At 55.8% G+C, this 16,576-nt stretch carries 13 protein-coding genes; 4 read left to right on the plus strand and 9 right to left on the minus strand.

Annotated features, from left to right (window positions below):
* Position 1: 1 nt before the first annotated feature.
* The 5 genes from IE151_RS14660 to IE151_RS14680 form a co-directional block, all read right to left on the minus strand.
* Positions 2-1,081 carry an ABC transporter ATP-binding protein gene (locus tag IE151_RS14660; RefSeq protein WP_189491750.1) on the minus strand — a complete coding sequence of 360 codons (1,080 nt, stop codon included), beginning with the start codon at positions 1,079-1,081 and terminating at the stop codon, positions 2-4.
* A 155-nt stretch (positions 1,082-1,236) separates the two neighbouring features.
* Entirely contained in the window at positions 1,237-2,289 is a 1,053-nt protein-coding gene (locus tag IE151_RS14665; protein ID WP_189491752.1) for an ABC transporter substrate-binding protein, read from the minus strand.
* A 163-nt stretch (positions 2,290-2,452) separates the two neighbouring features.
* A complete protein-coding gene (locus IE151_RS14670; protein ID WP_189491755.1) occupies positions 2,453-3,841 on the minus strand; it encodes an aspartate aminotransferase family protein in 1,389 nt (462 codons plus the stop codon).
* Between the two features lie 174 nt (positions 3,842-4,015).
* The gene (locus tag IE151_RS14675) at positions 4,016-4,747 is read right to left on the minus strand and encodes an SDR family NAD(P)-dependent oxidoreductase (RefSeq protein WP_189491758.1); all 732 of its coding nucleotides are present in this window, start codon (positions 4,745-4,747) and stop codon (positions 4,016-4,018) included.
* Between the two features lie 84 nt (positions 4,748-4,831).
* The gene (locus IE151_RS14680) at positions 4,832-5,509 is read right to left on the minus strand and encodes a GntR family transcriptional regulator (protein ID WP_189491760.1); all 678 of its coding nucleotides are present in this window, start codon (positions 5,507-5,509) and stop codon (positions 4,832-4,834) included.
* Positions 5,510-5,771: 262 nt separating this feature from the next.
* Here IE151_RS14680 and ilvD point away from each other — a divergent pair, with 262 nt between their 5' ends.
* The gene (ilvD, locus tag IE151_RS14685; RefSeq protein WP_189491763.1) at positions 5,772-7,607 is read left to right on the plus strand and encodes a dihydroxy-acid dehydratase; all 1,836 of its coding nucleotides are present in this window, start codon (positions 5,772-5,774) and stop codon (positions 7,605-7,607) included.
* Positions 7,608-7,655: 48 nt separating this feature from the next.
* Here the strand turns inward: ilvD and IE151_RS14690 are convergent, their stop codons facing one another.
* From IE151_RS14690 to IE151_RS14700, 3 genes are all read right to left on the minus strand, one after another.
* On the minus strand, positions 7,656-9,230 hold the full coding sequence (locus IE151_RS14690; protein WP_244636822.1) for an ABC transporter permease: 1,575 nt from the start codon (positions 9,228-9,230) through the stop codon (positions 7,656-7,658).
* 173 nt (positions 9,231-9,403) lie between these two features.
* On the minus strand, positions 9,404-10,420 hold the full coding sequence (locus tag IE151_RS14695; protein WP_189491768.1) for a Fe(3+) ABC transporter substrate-binding protein: 1,017 nt from the start codon (positions 10,418-10,420) through the stop codon (positions 9,404-9,406).
* Positions 10,421-10,475: 55 nt separating this feature from the next.
* Positions 10,476-11,558 (minus strand): ABC transporter ATP-binding protein, encoded by a 1,083-nt coding sequence (locus IE151_RS14700; RefSeq protein ID WP_189491771.1) that lies wholly within the window; start codon positions 11,556-11,558, stop codon positions 10,476-10,478.
* Positions 11,559-11,670: 112 nt separating this feature from the next.
* Here IE151_RS14700 and solA point away from each other — a divergent pair, with 112 nt between their 5' ends.
* Positions 11,671-12,795, plus strand: a complete 1,125-nt coding sequence (gene solA, locus IE151_RS14705; RefSeq protein WP_189491773.1) for an N-methyl-L-tryptophan oxidase — start codon at positions 11,671-11,673, stop codon at positions 12,793-12,795.
* A gap of 3 nt (positions 12,796-12,798) precedes the next feature.
* Here the strand turns inward: solA and IE151_RS14710 are convergent, their stop codons facing one another.
* The gene (locus IE151_RS14710) at positions 12,799-13,950 is read right to left on the minus strand and encodes a GGDEF domain-containing protein (RefSeq protein ID WP_189491776.1); all 1,152 of its coding nucleotides are present in this window, start codon (positions 13,948-13,950) and stop codon (positions 12,799-12,801) included.
* 271 nt (positions 13,951-14,221) lie between these two features.
* Here IE151_RS14710 and IE151_RS14715 point away from each other — a divergent pair, with 271 nt between their 5' ends.
* Positions 14,222-15,025, plus strand: coding sequence for an endonuclease/exonuclease/phosphatase family protein (locus tag IE151_RS14715; protein ID WP_189491779.1), 804 nt, complete (start codon positions 14,222-14,224; stop codon positions 15,023-15,025).
* Positions 15,022-16,575: a phospholipase D family protein gene (locus IE151_RS14720; protein WP_189491782.1), complete on the plus strand. Its 1,554-nt coding sequence runs from the start codon at positions 15,022-15,024 to the stop codon at positions 16,573-16,575. The genes IE151_RS14715 and IE151_RS14720 overlap by 4 nt, the downstream gene beginning before the upstream one ends.
* The last annotated feature ends 1 nt before the right edge of the window (position 16,576 follow it).

A 16,576-nucleotide genomic window follows, 5' to 3' on the forward strand; every position in this document is an offset into this window, starting at 1 on the left:
GCTACACTTCCGCCTTCTGTCGCGGAATGATCCAGCAATCCGCTGGTGCAAAGCAGGCCGAAACAGTGTCGCCGATCTTCCACTCGCGGGAGCGCCGGTCGAGCCGCGCGAGAAGCGCGGTTGTTCCAAGATCAAGCAGGAGACGCAGGTGGTCTCCTTGGTAAATACTGTCGCGGATAGTCGCTTTCGCAACGTTTATACCGGAGGCGTTGTCGCCAATCTGCACGCGTTCAGGGCGAATCGAGACAAGAACCTCGTCGCCCGTCCGGACATGTGCCGGCGCCGCCTGAACGATGCGCCCGTCGGCAAGCTCGACCCGGCTGGTATCCGCACCGACCTCAAGGATTCTGCCAGGGGTGAGGTTCGTCTCGCCGATGAACTCGGCCACGAAACGGGTTCGCGGATGGTCGTAAATGTCGCGGGGGCTGCCTATTTGCTCGATCTTGCCCTTATTGAACACCGCAATCCGGTCCGACATGGTGAGCGCTTCGGACTGATCGTGCGTCACAAATACGATGGTGAGGCCGAGGCGATTGTGCAATTCGCGAATATCAAGTTGCATCTGCTCACGCAATTGCTTGTCGAGAGCGCCAAGCGGTTCGTCCATGAGAACGACCCGAGGCTCGAAGACAAGCGCGCGTGCAAGTGCGACGCGCTGCTGCTGACCGCCCGAAAGCTGGGCTGGATAACGACGGGACAGAGTTCCGAGCTGCACCATATCGAGAGCCTTGTCGACACGGGATCTGATTTCCCCTTTGCCGAAATTGCGCATGCTGAGCGGAAAGGCGACATTCTCCGCAACCGTCATATGGGGAAAAAGCGCATAGTTCTGAAATACCACGCCCATATTGCGCTTATAGCTCGGCAAGCCGTTGACAGATGTGCCATCGACGAGAATGCGTCCTTCGGTCGGTTCTTCAAAGCCGGCCAGCATCATGAGAAGAGTCGTCTTGCCTGAGCCGGATGGCCCAAGAAGACTAACGAATTCACCTGCCTTAATGTCCAGATTGAGCCGGTCGACAACGCGAAGCGCGCCGAAATTCTTGCTAACGCCATCGAAACGGATACGAAAATCATTCACTGCGTGGCTCTCCAGGCAACCTGCAGGGCGACATGGGAGAGATGGCGCTTGTCCTGCATGTGAGCTTATCACGGAGCGAAGACGCCGCTATCGTTCAGCGGCGCTCCGACAATTGTAGCGTACGTGGCGGAACGGGGGCCGCACGTTGTGCCGGTTTACTGAGCGAGCCAGGCGTTGAAACGCTGGGTCAGCTCCTCCGAATTGTCGATCCAGAAGTCAACGTCGAGCGGAATAGCGCCTTCCAGATTCGCAGTCGTTGTCGGTAGTTCTGCCTGCTGATCTGCGGGAACTATTTCGGCGGCCTTCTTGTTCGGCAAGCCGTAGGCTATATAGGTTGGAAGTTTGGATTGATTTTCGGGCTTGGACGCAAATGCGATGAAGTCGAGGCCATCATCCTTGTTTTCCGCGCCCTTCAGTATGACCCAACTGTCGACGGCATAGATGCTGCCTGGCCAGACAACTTTAAACTGCTTGCCTTCCGACTTGTTGATGCCGGAAATGCGTCCATTATAGGCTGACGTCATGGCGACTTCGCCTGATGCCAGAAACTGTAACGGTTGAGCACCGGATTCCCACCAGACGATGTCGGCTTTTAAAGCGTCTAGCTTCGCAAAGGCGCGGTTGACACCCTCTTCCGTACGGAGCATGTCGTAAACTTCCTCGGCTGGAACGCCGTCGGCCATCAACGCGAACTCCAGCGTATATTTGGGACCCTTGCGCAGGGAACGTTTGCCCGGAAATTTTTCGGTATTCCAGAAATCGGCCCAACTCGTTGGGCCATCAGCGATCTTTGCGCTATCGTAAGCGATCGCGGTTGACCAGACAATGGCACCGACGCCGCAATCATTGACGGCGCTTTCGATGAAATCCTCTTTCGGTGCGACTTTGGCCCAGTCGATCGTCTCGTAGAGGCCGTCGGCACAACCGAGGGCGAGTTCTTCCGCTTCAACCTGAACGACATCCCAGTTGGGAGCCCCGGCAGCCATCTTCGACTGGATCACGCCATAGCCACCGTCCCAGGATTCATCCAGAATCGGCTTTCCAAGCTGGGCTTTGAAGGGATCAAAATAAATCTCCTTCTGCGCGGTCTGGTAGCTGCCACCCCATGAAACGATGGTCAGATCGCGTGCGCCCGCTGTTACTGCGGATAGACCGAGCGCGGTTGCGATCAGGCCTGAAACAATGGCATTTTTGCTCTTGTTTTGCATTTTATGTTCCCCATGTTCCTTCGCGGAATTCATTCCGCATCCCATTGCGGTAACGACTAGATTATCCCGTCGCTGCCGGAAATCCAGATCCTCCGAACGGTCATTTTTGACTCTGATCAAGGATCGGTGGGCGGCACGGGCTGTCCGCGCCGCGAGAAAAGCCTCAGGCCGCTTTCACCGAGCCTTCAGGTAATTCGGCAAGCGCCAGATCGAGTGCTGTGGCGAAACGAGAAACCATTTCGTCGACTTCTGCTTCGGTTATGATAAGCGGCGGGCAGAAAGCCATGGAATCCCCCATCGCACGGCTGATAAGGCCGTTCTCCTGTGCATGCTTGTTGACGAGCGCACCAAGTTCGCCTGCTTTGCCAAGCCCAGTCTTCGCCGCCTTGTCTTTAACCAGCTCCACAGCGGCTATGAGACCGACGCCGCGTACTTCTCCCACCAGCGGGTGACTTTCGAGTTTCCTCAAGGCAGCGCGCATTCGTTCGCCCATGGATGCTGCGTTCGAGACGAGATTGCGCTCCTCGATGATCTTGAGATTTTCCAGTGCAACGGCAGTCACCACCGGATGACCGCTTGCTGTATAACCGTGACCGAGAACGCCTACGCGATTGCTTTCGTCGGCAATGGGTTCAAAGACCCTGTCGTTGATCATCAGGGCTGAGGCGGGAAGATAGGATGAGGAAAGTTGTTTCGACAAGACCATGATATCCGGCTTGATGCCAAAAGTGGTCGTACCGAACATCGTACCTGTGCGACCGAAGCCGCATATTACTTCGTCGGCGACAAGCAGGATGTCGTACTTCGCAAGCACTGCCTGAACCTTCTCCCAGTAGGTTGCTGGAGGAACGATGACGCCGCCTGCGCCTTGAACCGGCTCGGCAAACATGGCTGCAATCGTGTCGGGGCCTGCCTCTATGATCTTCTGGTCGAGCTCTTCTGCTAGACGTGTCGCAAAATCCTCCTCCGACTCGCCGGGCTTCGCCTCCCGATAATGATGCGGTGCGGTCAGGCGAATGACGTCCGGCACGATCATTTCGAAGGAGGTGTGGTTGGCAGGAAGGCTCGTCAGATTACCGGCGGCAATCGTGATACCGTGATAGGCGCGGTTGCGAACGATAATCTTCTTTTTCTGAGGAAGGCCGAGGGCATTGGAGCGATACCATATCAGCTTCAACGCCGTGTCGATGGCTTCTGAGCCCGAATTGGTGAAGAACACCTTGCTCATCGGGACGGGCGCCATGCCGATTAACTTCTCGGCAAGATCAATGACCGGTCCATGCGACTTATGAGTAAACGTGTGATAATAGGGAAGCTTGGACATTTGCTTCGTCGCTGCTTCAACTAGCCGTTTCTCATTGAATCCTACGCCTACACTCCACAGACCGGCTAGAGCTTCGATATATTGCTTGCCGTTGCTGTCGTAGACATAGATGCCTTCTCCTCTGTCGATGATCAGCGGGCCGATTTCCTGGTGGCGTCGAGCATTCGTTACGGGATGCAGATGATAGGCGATGTCGCGGGCTTCTGCGGAGTTGGGTGTGGCTGCCATTGCAATTTCCCCTCGATCAACACGTGTCGCGACATGATGTATGATGCATCTTCTAAATCGACGGCACGTGAGTCAAGACCTTTCTCTGGTTCTTTCTGATTAGACTTTAAGCGGATATTTTATAATCGGCTAATTAAGTGGCATCTTCTGCGGATGCTTGGGCGGCCAACGATTTCACGTGTGTTGGCCACCATTTATGTGGATTTCAGAGCCATTTATGTAAGATGAGGCTTGAGAGCACAGAAAGTAGATTGTTTCGGCCACTTCCGTAGGCGTGCCAAGCCGGCGCATAGGCACTTCGGCTGCTACCAATTCGTCGGTTCCCGGCGAGAGAATGGAAGTGGCGATCTCGCCAGGTGCGATAGCGTTCGACCGGATACCCAAGGGGCCGAACTCATGCGCCAATTCGCGAGTAAGCGTGGCGAGGCCGGCTTTTGAAGCCGCGTAGGCGACGCCCGCGAAAGGATGAACACGGGAGCCGGCGATGGAGGTAACATTTACAATTGAGCCTTGAGCGGCTTCCAGCTCTGGGCGAAGACCGCGTGCAAGAAGAGCCGTCGAAATGAGATTGACGTTCATCACGCGTGTCCATGTGCTAGCGTCGGAATTGGCGACGCCCAGTCGCGAACCATCCGGACCCTTCGGTGAAATACCCGCATTATTGACGAGAGCGTGCAACTTGCCCTCCGGCAGCCGTTTGCGCACTTCTGCGATCAATTCCTCTACCTGAGAAAGATCGGCAAGATCAGCCTGAATGTGACTTTCGCGTGCCGCTGGCCATGCACATTCCTCGGAGGACTGTCGCGAGACTGAGAAAATCCTCCAGCCGCGTGATTGAAAAAGCTTCACAGTCGCATGGCCGATGCCGCGACTGGCGCCCGTCAGCAACATGTATCCCTCAGCCATGGTTTCTCCGTATCTAAAATTTGTCATGCTTATGATGCATCATGCGAGGTGAATGCCAAGGGGGTTTCGCTTTTATGGGCGAAATTATTCTGCTGCTGCGGGTTGCCCGAACGCAGAAACGCGGTCGAGAAGCGCCTGCCCGCCGCTGGAAATATCGGTGATCATCGCCGCGCCTGCGCCGACGGGATCATGTTCACGGAGTGCGTTCAGGATGGTGTAGTGGTGATTGATCATTGAACGCCCTCCCTCAAGATAAACCTGCGAGATCAATGGTCCCATCTGCAACCATAGTCTTTGCAGAATAGAGTAGAGTTGCGGCATGTCGGCTATGCTGGCGATTTCAAAGTGAAACGCCTGATTAAAGTCCGCTCCGCGAATGCCGTCCTTGTTTCGAATGGCCGTTTCATTGTTTTCCAATATGCGCTCAAGTCTCGTGATATCCTCCTGGCTTGCACGTCGCGCGGCCGTTTCGGCAGCCAGAGCTTCCAGGCGCATGCGGATCGCACGTATTTCAAGGTAGCGAGGCTTCGTGACGATCGGAATACGGATGTTTCGCGCGGACTGGAAAACAATCGCTTCATCCTGCGCAAGCCGCAGGATCGCATCGCGGACCGGGGTGACGCTCGTACCGAATTGCTCGGCCAAGTCGCGAATTTTGAGTCGATCGCCAGGTTTATAATGACCTTTCACTAATGCTTCGCACAGTGTGGTATAAGCCCTATTGGAGAGATTTTCGCGATCCAGGATGTCGTGCTTAACCATAAGATGCTCTAAACGATGTTTGATGCATCATAATTGAGCCGGTTGGAAATGCAAATTCGCTGCTTGTTCATTTGCGCCCGCAGCGCGCGTTATTTTATTGCGTTTTGTAGGTGTAATCTTTTGCCTTATAATATGATTGTGCTAAGGCGTACTCTTCGGTACGGTTGAGTCAAGATCAGTCTGTTGCTGAGCAGCATTTACGCTTGTACTGCGCATCTGCGCGGAAGGTGTAGGCTGAAACAGTTTCTAAAAAGGGTTCGAAATGCCTTCTTATCGTTCGCGTACAACCACCCATGGGCGCAATATGGCCGGCGCGCGCGGCCTCTGGCGCGCCACCGGCATGAAGGATGAGGATTTCGGCAAGCCGATTATTGCCGTCGTGAATTCCTTCACCCAGTTCGTACCCGGTCACGTGCATTTGAAGGATCTCGGACAGCTGGTGGCACGTGAGATTGAAGCAGCCGGCGGTGTTGCCAAGGAATTCAACACAATCGCTGTCGATGATGGCATCGCGATGGGTCACGATGGCATGTTGTATTCCTTACCGAGCCGCGAGCTGATCGCCGATTCCGTCGAATACATGGTGAATGCGCATTGCGCTGATGCGATGGTATGTATTTCGAATTGCGACAAGATCACGCCGGGTATGCTGATGGCGTCCCTGCGGCTGAATATTCCCGTTGTCTTCGTATCGGGCGGACCGATGGAAGCCGGGAAGGTGGTTTGGGACGACAAAATCAAGAAACTTGATCTCGTTGATGCGATGGTCGCGGCTGCCGACGATAGCTATACGGATGAGCAGGTCCAGGCCATTGAACGCTCGGCTTGTCCGACGTGTGGATCATGTTCCGGCATGTTCACCGCTAATTCGATGAACTGTCTGACGGAGGCGTTGGGCCTCTCGCTTCCGGGCAATGGTTCGACGCTGGCGACGCATGCTGATCGCAGGCGTCTCTTCGTTGAGGCCGGGCATCTTATCGTTGATTTGGCGCGCCGGTGCTATGAGCAGGATGACGCAAGCGTACTGCCGCGTTCGATCGCAACGTTCGAAGCATTTGAAAACGCCATGACGCTCGACATTGCGATGGGCGGCTCGACCAACACGGTGCTGCATTTACTCGCGGCGGCGCAGGAAGGCGAGATCGACTTTACGATGGCCGACATCGACCGATTGTCGCGGCGTGTTCCGGTTCTCTGCAAGGTCGCGCCTGCTAATAATACGGTACATATGGAAGATGTGCACCATGCCGGTGGCATCATGGGTATTCTGGGTCAGCTCGATAAGGCAGGTCTGTTGAACACCGACGTGCCTATGGTGCATGCGGAGACCCTTGCGAAAGCACTTGATCAATGGGATGTGACGCGTACGACGAGCGAGATGGTCCACACCTTCTACTCGGCTGCCCCGGGCGGTGTGCCGACGCAAGTGGCATTCAGTCAGGAGCGCCGGTTCGACAGCGTTGACGTGGATCGGGAAACGGGGGTCATCCGTTCGAAGGAGCATGCGTTCAGCCAGGATGGCGGATTGGCCGTGCTTTATGGCAATCTGGCCGAGGATGGTTGCATCGTGAAGACCGCAGGTGTGGATGAATCCATCCTAAAGTTCTCTGGTCCGGCGCGTATCTTCGAAAGCCAGGATTCGGCGGTTCTTGGCATTCTAAATGGCGGCATTAAGGCCGGCGACATCGTACTGATCCGTTACGAAGGACCGCGCGGCGGTCCCGGCATGCAGGAAATGCTTTACCCGACCAGCTATCTGAAATCCAAGGGTCTCGGGAAGGCGTGTGCGCTCGTCACGGATGGCCGCTTCTCCGGCGGATCCTCAGGACTTTCAATTGGCCACGTCTCGCCGGAAGCAGCCGAAGGCGGCACGATTGGCCTGGTGCGCGAAGGCGATATCATCGACATCGACATCCCTAATCGGAAGATTCATCTCGCAGTCGACGACGCAACTCTTGCGGTGCGTCGTGCTGAACAGGACGAAAAGGGATGGAAGCCGGAAGAGGTGCGCAAGCGTAAGGTTTCCACCGCCCTCAAGGCTTATGCATCGATGGCGACAAGTGCTGCCAAAGGCGCTGTTCGCAAGCTGCCGGACTGACTTTATTCTGATATGAAAAGGGGCCTCGGCGCCACCGCCGGGGCTTTTTTATTGCGATTTACGGCGGCCGGTCCGCGCCAGCAGGATGACCGGCAAAATACCAACTGCGACAATTGCAAGCGCAGCAATCGCTGCTTCTTCATAGGTGCCTCGCGCGGCTTCGCCGTAGAGCTGCGTGGCGAAAGTCTCGACGTTCAGTGGACGCAGGAGAAGCGTCGCGGGTAACTCCTTTACACAATCAACAAAAACGAGAAGGGCCGCGGCAGCCAGGGCCGATTTGGAAAGCGGGAGATGAATTTTACGCAGCGTGCCAAAGGCTCCCTGACCGAGCGAGCGGGATGCATGATCAAGAGACAAGGGAATGCGCGACAGACCTGCATCGACGCTTCCAGCAGCAATGGTCAGGAAACGGACGGAATAGGCAAAAACCAGGGCTGCTCCGGAACCCATCATAATGAGACCAGTCGACACCCCAAGCCACTCACGCGCGCTCTGGTCGAGAAAGCGGTCAAAACCTGCAAGCGGAATAAGAACGGCAAGCGCTACAACGGTGCCAGGTGCAGCATAGCCGATGGTAGAAAGACGATAGATCCAGTTGCCGTTTCGAGAAGGATGCATCCGCAATGCGTATGCAGCGATGATGCCAGCAAGCATGACGATCAGCGTGGCTAATGCGGAATAGCCCAAGGTCGAGAATGCAGCGTCTGCGAGACGGTCTGAGATTCCGGAAAACTGGTAACGCTTGACGGCCTCATTCACGAGATAGGCAAAAGGTGCCATGAAGCCGAGCAGGACGGGAAGGAAACCAATAAACAGCGTTGCGACGCCTTGAAGAGCCCCGAGACGGCGCGGCTCCATCAGGCGCGCACGTTGCGCGCTTAGCGTATAGCGCTGGCGTTGCCGGGCCACCCGTTCCAGCGTCACCAGCCCAACAACGAGGACGAGCATCGCCAGCGCGATTTGCGCGGCGCCAGGCAAGTCAGAACGGGTGATCCAGGTCGTATACACGGTGACCGTCATGGTCCGTACGCCGAGGAATTCTGCGGCACCGACATCGTTGAGCGCTTCCATCAGAGCAAGCGCCACGCCGACTGCAATGGCGGGTCGAGCGAGTGGCAACGCTATGCGACGAAATAGGGCGCGACGCGATACGCCGAGTGTACGCGCGGCCTCAAGCAGGTTCGCACCCTGCATCAGGAACATGGCACGCGTGGTGATATAGACATAGGGATAGAGCACGAAGGAGAAAAGCACGATGCAGCCCCACATGGAGCGAACATCAGGCAAGCGAAACTGACGCGGACTATCGTAACCCAGTAGATCGCGGACAAAGGCTTGTGCTGGCCCGATCGGATGGAGGATGTCCAGATAGGCATAGGCTATAATATAGGTTGGCATCGCCAATGGGAGAAGCAGTGTCCATTCCAGCAGGCGGCGGCCCGGGAAATCGTAGGCGGTAACCAGCCATGCTGTGCCTGTTCCAATGATCATTGTTAACAGGCCGACTCCGACCAGGAGCGTAAACGTGTCTCGGAGCGCGACAGGCAGAACAGTGGTAACGAGATGTGGCCAAAGACCGGCAGAACCCTGAACCGCCTGAAGAGCTAGCGCGGCGAATGGCATCACCACGCAGGCTGCGACGAGCAGACTGAGAAAAGCCCAAAGCCGGCCTGCGTAGCGACGCGTTGGGCCGGAGAAGTTGCTTGTTTCTCTCTTGTGCGGAACCGGGTCCGTCAGAATATCCGTCATCGAAATGCAAAGCGCGAGAGGTTTTCCGTCTCGCGCTTTTTGATGCCCTAGTTATCGAATCCAACCTTATCGACCAGCTCGCTTGCCTGCTTGCGATAGCTGACGATTTCGGTGAGGGGCTTCGGATCAATCTTCAATTCGCCAAAGGAAGCGATGATCGGATCTACGGCCGCACCAGGCTTGACCGGATATTCAAAGTTCGCTTCGGCGTAAATTTTCTGCGCCTCGTCCGAAACGAGATATTCCAGCAACTTGACAGCGTGCTCTTTGTTCGGCGCGTTCTTGGCAACGGCTGCGCCGGATATATTCACTTGCGTGCCGCCATTCTTGAAGGTCGGCAGGATGACCTTGATTGCGTCGGCCCATTTTACCTGCTCTTCGCCGCCTTTCCCGGACTTCATCAAGCCGACATAATATGAGTTTGCAATGCCGATATCGCAGATGCCGCCCAGAATGTCCTTGGCAGAATCGCGATCGCCACCAGCCGCCTTGCGCGCCAGGTTTGCCTTTACGCCGGCGAGCCATGTTTCGGCTTCTTCAACACCATAGTGAGCGATATAATCTGCAAAAAGTGCGGTATTGTATGGATGCTGGCCGGAACGAATACAGACTTTGCCCTTCCACTTCGGATCGGCGAGGTCTTCGTAGTTGAAACTTGTCAGTTCGAGATCTTTGGCAGCGTAGAGAACGCGCGCCCGCATTGAGAGGGCAAACCAGTGATTGTTTGCATCACGCAGTTCTGCGGGAATGTTTTCGGTGAGAATGGCAGACTCGACAGGCTGCGTAACGCCTTTCTCCACGAGATCGATCAGATTGCCTGCATCCACAGTCATCAATATGTCGGCTGGCGAACTCTCACCTTCAGAAAGGACACGTTCTGCAAGGCCGTCCTTGAGTAGGACGGTATTGACCTTGACGCCACTTTCCTCAGTAAATGCTTCCAGCAACGGCTGGATCAGGCCCGGCTCGCGGGTCGTGTAGATGTTAAGTTCTTGCGCTTGCGCGCTGCCAACAAAGCTGGCGCCCGCGAAAACGACTGCGGCACACAAAGTCTTAATACGCATTTTAAGTTCCTCCGAGCAAATTTCTGCTGCCAGAGATCATAGTTGATTAGTATAATCAAGTTTCTACGGCTGACAATTTTGCGAGAACGTCGCCCTTTTTGTCATCGAACACAATGACTCTCTGATCCGCCATATCAAATCCAAGTTCCACAATGTCGCGCGGGATGCGCTGTGACGTGCGAAGCCGAACAGGATCGGCTAGTTGGGGGACACGAATCTCGATAACTTCGTCAGCACCAAGGAAAGTGCGTCCGGTGATTTTTCCACGCCATTTCCCGCCTTGCAACGAAGGCAGGAACTGCTGTGGGCGGATATAGGCAAAGCCGGGACCCCCTTCGACCCCCTTAGCGTTAGGCGCCGCGAAACATCCGAGAGCAGTCTCCAGCCCGCCCGAGCGGAGTCTGCCCGGAAGGACATTGAAGTCGCAGAAGAAGCGTGCGGCGTAAGGCGAAATTGGATGATCGTAGATCTCATAGGGGCTACCAGCCTGGACGATCCCTCCCTCTCGCATGAGCACGACCGTATCGCCGCTCGATAATGCCTCTTCCGCGTCATGTGTGACGATAATGACGGTGGTTCCCAGATCACGCAGGAGTGCAACTGTCTCGGTACGAACCCGATCACGGAGGCCGCGATCCAGATTCGAGAAGGGCTCATCCATGAGAAGTACGCTCGGCTGCGGCGCGAGCGCACGGGCGAGTGCGACCCGCTGCTGCTCGCCACCGGAAAGCATGTGCGGGTGGTTTTCCGCGAGTTTTTCGAGTCCGAGCGACGCCATGAGGCCGGAGATGCGTTTATGATCAGCGGGAGAGAGCCGGCCTTTCATGCCAAATCGAATATTTTGGCGTACCGTGAGATGTGGGAAGAGAGCATAATCCTGAAAGACCATACCCACCTTTCGGTTTTCTGGTTCAACGAAGCGGTCGCGTCCTGACACTTCTGCGCCGTCCAGAAATATCCTGCCACCATCAGGGTGCTCGATGCCCGCAATGAGCCGCAGAAGCGTGGACTTGCCACAGCCGGATTGGCCTACCAATGATACGATTTCTCCCGCCGCGATTGACAGTGTCACGTCCCGCAGCGCCTGTTTTCGGTTGAAATTCTTGGCGATGCCATGCAGTTCGAGCTTTTGCGTCATGAAGCCTCCCTTGTTGCTTCTGGCCCAGCGCCGCGGGATTGTCAAAGCGCGACATGGTGATTGACGCAGGTAGAATTCGAGCTCTAGATTTGCCCAAAAGAGGGGAAAGATAATGTACGATACGATCGTGATCGGCATCGGTGGAATGGGCAGCGCCACATTGTGGGAGTTGGCAAGGCGTGGGCAGAAGGTGCTCGGCTTGGAGCGCTACGATCTAGGTCATTCCATGGGGTCGTCGCACGGTTTCAACCGCATCATCCGGCTTTCCTATTTCGAACATCCGTCATACGTGCCCTTATTGAGGCGGGCATATGCACTTTGGCGAAAAACGGAAGAACTGGCTGGCGAACAGCTTCTGTTTATCACCGGAAGTATTGATGCCAGTCGTGAAGATGGACGCGTTTTCACCGGTTCGCTTGCCGCCTGTAAGGAGCATGGTTTGAGCCATGAAGTGCTTGGTGCGAGGGAGGTTAATTCGCGCTTTCCGGGCTATAATTTACCGGATTATATGGCGTGTGTCTTTCAGCCTGAGGGCGGGTTCGTAGCGTCGGAGCGTGCTATCCTGGCGTATGCTGCCCTAGCTGTAGATGCGGGTGCCGAAATCCACGCGCGGGAAAAGGTGGTTGCCGTCGAGCCGGGGCAGGGCAGGGTGGCAGTCATCACTGATCAAGGCCGTTATGAAGCGAGGCGGGCTGTCGTGGCGGCCGGAGCCTGGATCTCCGATCTCATACCTGGTCTTACGATGACGGCCGTTCCCGAACGACAGGTTTTGGGCTGGTTCCAACCCATAGATCCATCTGCTTTCAAGCCGAGCGTTTTTCCGGTTTCGAACATTGCGGCTGACCATGGCCACTATTATCAGTTCCCGAGCTGGGGTATTCCGGGGTTCAAGATCGGGAAATATAATCATTTCAAGGAGCATGGGCATGCAGATGAATTATCGCGCGAACCCCGGCCCGATGATGAAGCAGCGCTGCGACTCGCCATTCGCGATTTATTTCCCAAGGCTGATGGCCCCACGCTGCGGCTGGCAGCATGCCTCTTCACCAATACGCCGGATGAACACTTTGTCGTCGACACGTTGCCAGGGCATCCTGAGATCATCGTTGCGTCGCCTTGCTCGGGCCACGGGTTCAAATTCGCATCCGTTATGGGTGAAATTCTCGCCGATCTAGCAACGACCGGCGAAAGCAAATTCGATCTTGAATTGTTTCGCTATGCGCGGTTGGCCACCTAGCGTTTAAACCGCCTGCAAATAGCTCGAGACGACGACGCGGTCCCGGCCGGTGTTCTTGGCGTCGTAGAGGGCATGATCGGCTTCGCGCAAGAGCGTGTCTATATCGCTTCTGGTTCCTGTGGCGATAGCGATCCCTACGCTGACCGTGCCCCTCAGGAGACCTTTTTCGGTCTCGACAATCCGCCCGGCAAATCCCTTGCGGATTTGCTCCGCTATACTTTGCGCCTGCTCCGGAAGACAGGTGGCTTTGAACATGACGAACTCTTCGCCACCCAAGCGTGCACAGCAATCGCCTGTGTGTCGCAAAGCCGTAAGTTCTTCGGTAAATATATTGAGGACCATATCGCCAACGGCATGTCCGTAGCGATCGTTGATCGCCTTGAAATTGTCGAGATCAAAAAGGAGGACCGCGCTTCCCGGTGCGACAGCATATCGCCCGTGAGCTTCGAAGAAGGCGCGCCGATTGAGCAGGCCCGTAAGCGGATCGGTGCGTGCTTCCGTACGATGCCGACGGGCGAGACGGCTATAGTGAAGCGATAAGGAAAGCGCGCCAATACCACTCATGCCGCCGATGACGATGGCGAGGCTTAAATCTTCCGCCCAGTTCTGAGGCGCATGCCCCAGTACGGGCCGAAAATCCTGAATCAAGACGAAAGCGCAAAGAAAGAAGGAGGCGCCGGTAATCGTGTACAGGACCGAGAGGCCGCAGATTACGGCAGGCGCTTCTGCGCGCGCTCGCCAATATTCGGCTGCGCATCCCCACATACTGATGCCAATAGCGAGATTGAACATGATGAAGGAAACCCCATCATAACCGACGGCAAAAGTGCCGACGATCACAACGAGGGTGAGGAGTGTGATGGGAATGATATCGCTTATGCGCAAGATGCCACTGCGAAATTGCCGCGCGGCTGCAAACAGGATGGCGATAGCCACGATGAGACTGGATATTGCCAATGTTCCGGCGAAAAGCGTAGGCTTCCACACATAAGAACTGTAAGCGAAAATGCTGACGACGGTGACAATGGCACCGATCCCCCAGGTAAGAAGGGTATTTTCGCTACGTGTGACAGCCCAGCTGCCGAGCATCGTCATAACCAGACAGATACCGGAAAAGCCGATCGCTAATAAAAGCGAATTATAATCCAACGCCATCGCACGCCCCCCAGCGTGATGCTTCGTTCAGGCATCTATTGCAATTTACAGCTTTATAATTGACTAACTGCGCATGCGAAACTTTGGCAGGACGATCGCCTGCTGTGTAATTCTCAGAATAACCGCGAAGACGCTTAACCAACTTTGAAACGGGAAATGCACCGTCTGTCAATGCTTCCGCGCTTCTCCACTTGAACTAGAGCGCCAGTTTTAGCATTTCTACCTATTGTGAACCCATTCTTCCGCCACGATCGGGGCTAATCTGACGAACATGCACCAGAAAGCGCCCACTTTGCCATCTGCGATCTTCTCAGCCATTCAGAGGGGCAATCGTCGTTACCAGAATCCACAGGTCGAGCAATGGCACGCGACCGTGGCTTCCTACAATGTGCATAAATGTGTAGGCGCTGACGGTAAATTCGACCCGGAGCGGGTGGCAACCGTCATCAACGAGTTGGACGCGGACATCATTGCCTTGCAGGAAGCCGATGAACGGTTCGGCCGGAGAGCGGGACTACTGGATCTGCGCGGGCTGGAAAATACGGCTAAGCTTGTTCCTGTCTTTCAGTCCGATCATGCCCATAGCCACGGTTGGCACGGGAATATTATTCTGGCGCGAGAAGGTTTGGTCAGCAAGGTGCGTTCGCTCAAGCTGCCGGGCGTGGAGCCGCGTGGCGCGTTGATCGCCGATCTGGAGATCAAAGGCGCCAAGCTACGCATCATCGCCGCCCATTTGGGTCTCCTGCGCCGCTCCAGGGCGAAGCAGGCAGAAACGCTGCTTGATGCGGCGCGCGCTGATGAGGGTCCCACGATTCTGATGGGCGATCTTAATGAATGGCGCGTGGCGCGGCGATCTTCCCTGATGTCGCTTCTGCCGCATTTCGGACCACTTGACGTGGCTTTGCCGAGCTTTCCCTCGCGCATGCCTTTTCTGGCACTTGATCGGATTCTGGCAAGTCCGCAACAGATCATATCGAGTATCGAGGTTCATGACAGCCTGCTTGCCCGCAAGGCATCCGACCATCTGCCGATCAAGGCCCGGATCGATCTCACACCCCCCGTACACCTGCCATGACAGACGACGCCATCTGGATCGCGCTTTTCATCATCATTGCCCTCATAGGCCTTGGCGCTTTCTTCATCTATTCCTATGGTCGGTTTGCGCGCCATGCACAGGGAGAATGCTCGAAGGCTTTGCCGGTCGAGGATGGGAAGACGGATCTCGATCGGTTGTTCACGAGACTAAAGCCCGACACCGCTATGTCGACGGGTATCATGCTGGTGGATGACAATCTCGACGCTTTCGCTGCACGCGTACTTTCCGCCCGTCACGCCGGACGCAGTCTCGACCTGATCTATTATTTCTGGAATGACGATCTGACGGGCAGGCTGCTGGCAAACGAGGTGCTTAAGGCCGCAGACCGGGGTGTGCGGGTGCGCATTCTGCTCGACGATATCAATACGCGCGATCGCGATCCGTTCTATCTGACATTGGATAGCCATCCCAATATCGAGGTCAGGCTCTTTAATCCCACCCGCTCGCGCGGTGCTCCATGGAAACGCGGATTGGAGATGATCTTTCGGCTCGTTTCGGTCAACCGTCGTATGCATAACAAGGCGTGGATCGCTGATGGGCGAGTGGCTTTTGTGGGCGGACGCAATATCGGGGATGCCTATTTCGATGCGGCGGCAACGAATTTCCGCGATCTGGACGCAATCCTGATGGGTGAAGCGGTTGGACAGACGGAAGAGATGTTCGACCTGTATTTCAATTGCAACGCGAGTGTTCCGATAGCGGCACTAAACCGGCTGCGGCGGGCCAAACTCGCCAAAATGCGCAGACGGCTGGCGAAACTCGAGCGGAGCGAGAAGGCGCGTCCCTATCTCAAGCGCGTCCGCCATCGTGCTTCTGTTTCGGAGGTGATCGCTTCGCGCAAATTCGTCTGGACGGAGAGGGCGCAGATTCTCTCAGATCCGCCGGGAAAGGCGGAAGGGAAAGACCGTACGAACTGGTTGATGAGCGAACTCTCCAAGGAAATAGATAAGGCGACCAGCTCGCTCGATCTAATCTCACCTTATTTTATTCCGGGGGAGCGTGGTTGTTCGTGGCTTGCAGATTTGACGGACCGGGGTGTGGAGGTCACCGTACTGACCAATTCACTGGCGGCGACAGACGTGGTTGCCGTTCACGGAGCCTATAGCCGTTATCGGGTGCGCGTTCTCCAGGCTGGGGTGAAGCTTTACGAATTGCAGCCTTTTGCGCGCCGGCCCGGTGTTTCAGTTTTTGGTTCGAAGGGTGCGAGCCTGCATACCAAGGCCTTCAGTGTGGACGGTAAACAGGGTTTTATCGGTTCGTTCAACTTTGACCCGCGCTCGGTATCACTCAACACCGAAATGGGGGTGCTCTTCCACAGCGACGCTGTCGTTAAGCAGATGAACGCAATCTTCCGTGCCGAGACGAGGTCCGACGCCAGTTTCGCGGTGATCTGGAAAATGGACCGCCTTCTATGGACAGGTCGGGTAGGTTCGCGCGAGCGGGTTTACCGGCGCGAGCCCGAAGCTGGCGTTGGCCGACAGATTCTGGCGAAAATTATCGGATGGCTGCCAATGGAGTCGCAGCTTTAGA

The sequence above is a fragment of the Limoniibacter endophyticus genome, from assembly GCF_014652835.1.
GTDB classification, from domain to species: domain Bacteria; phylum Pseudomonadota; class Alphaproteobacteria; order Rhizobiales; family Rhizobiaceae; genus Limoniibacter; species Limoniibacter endophyticus.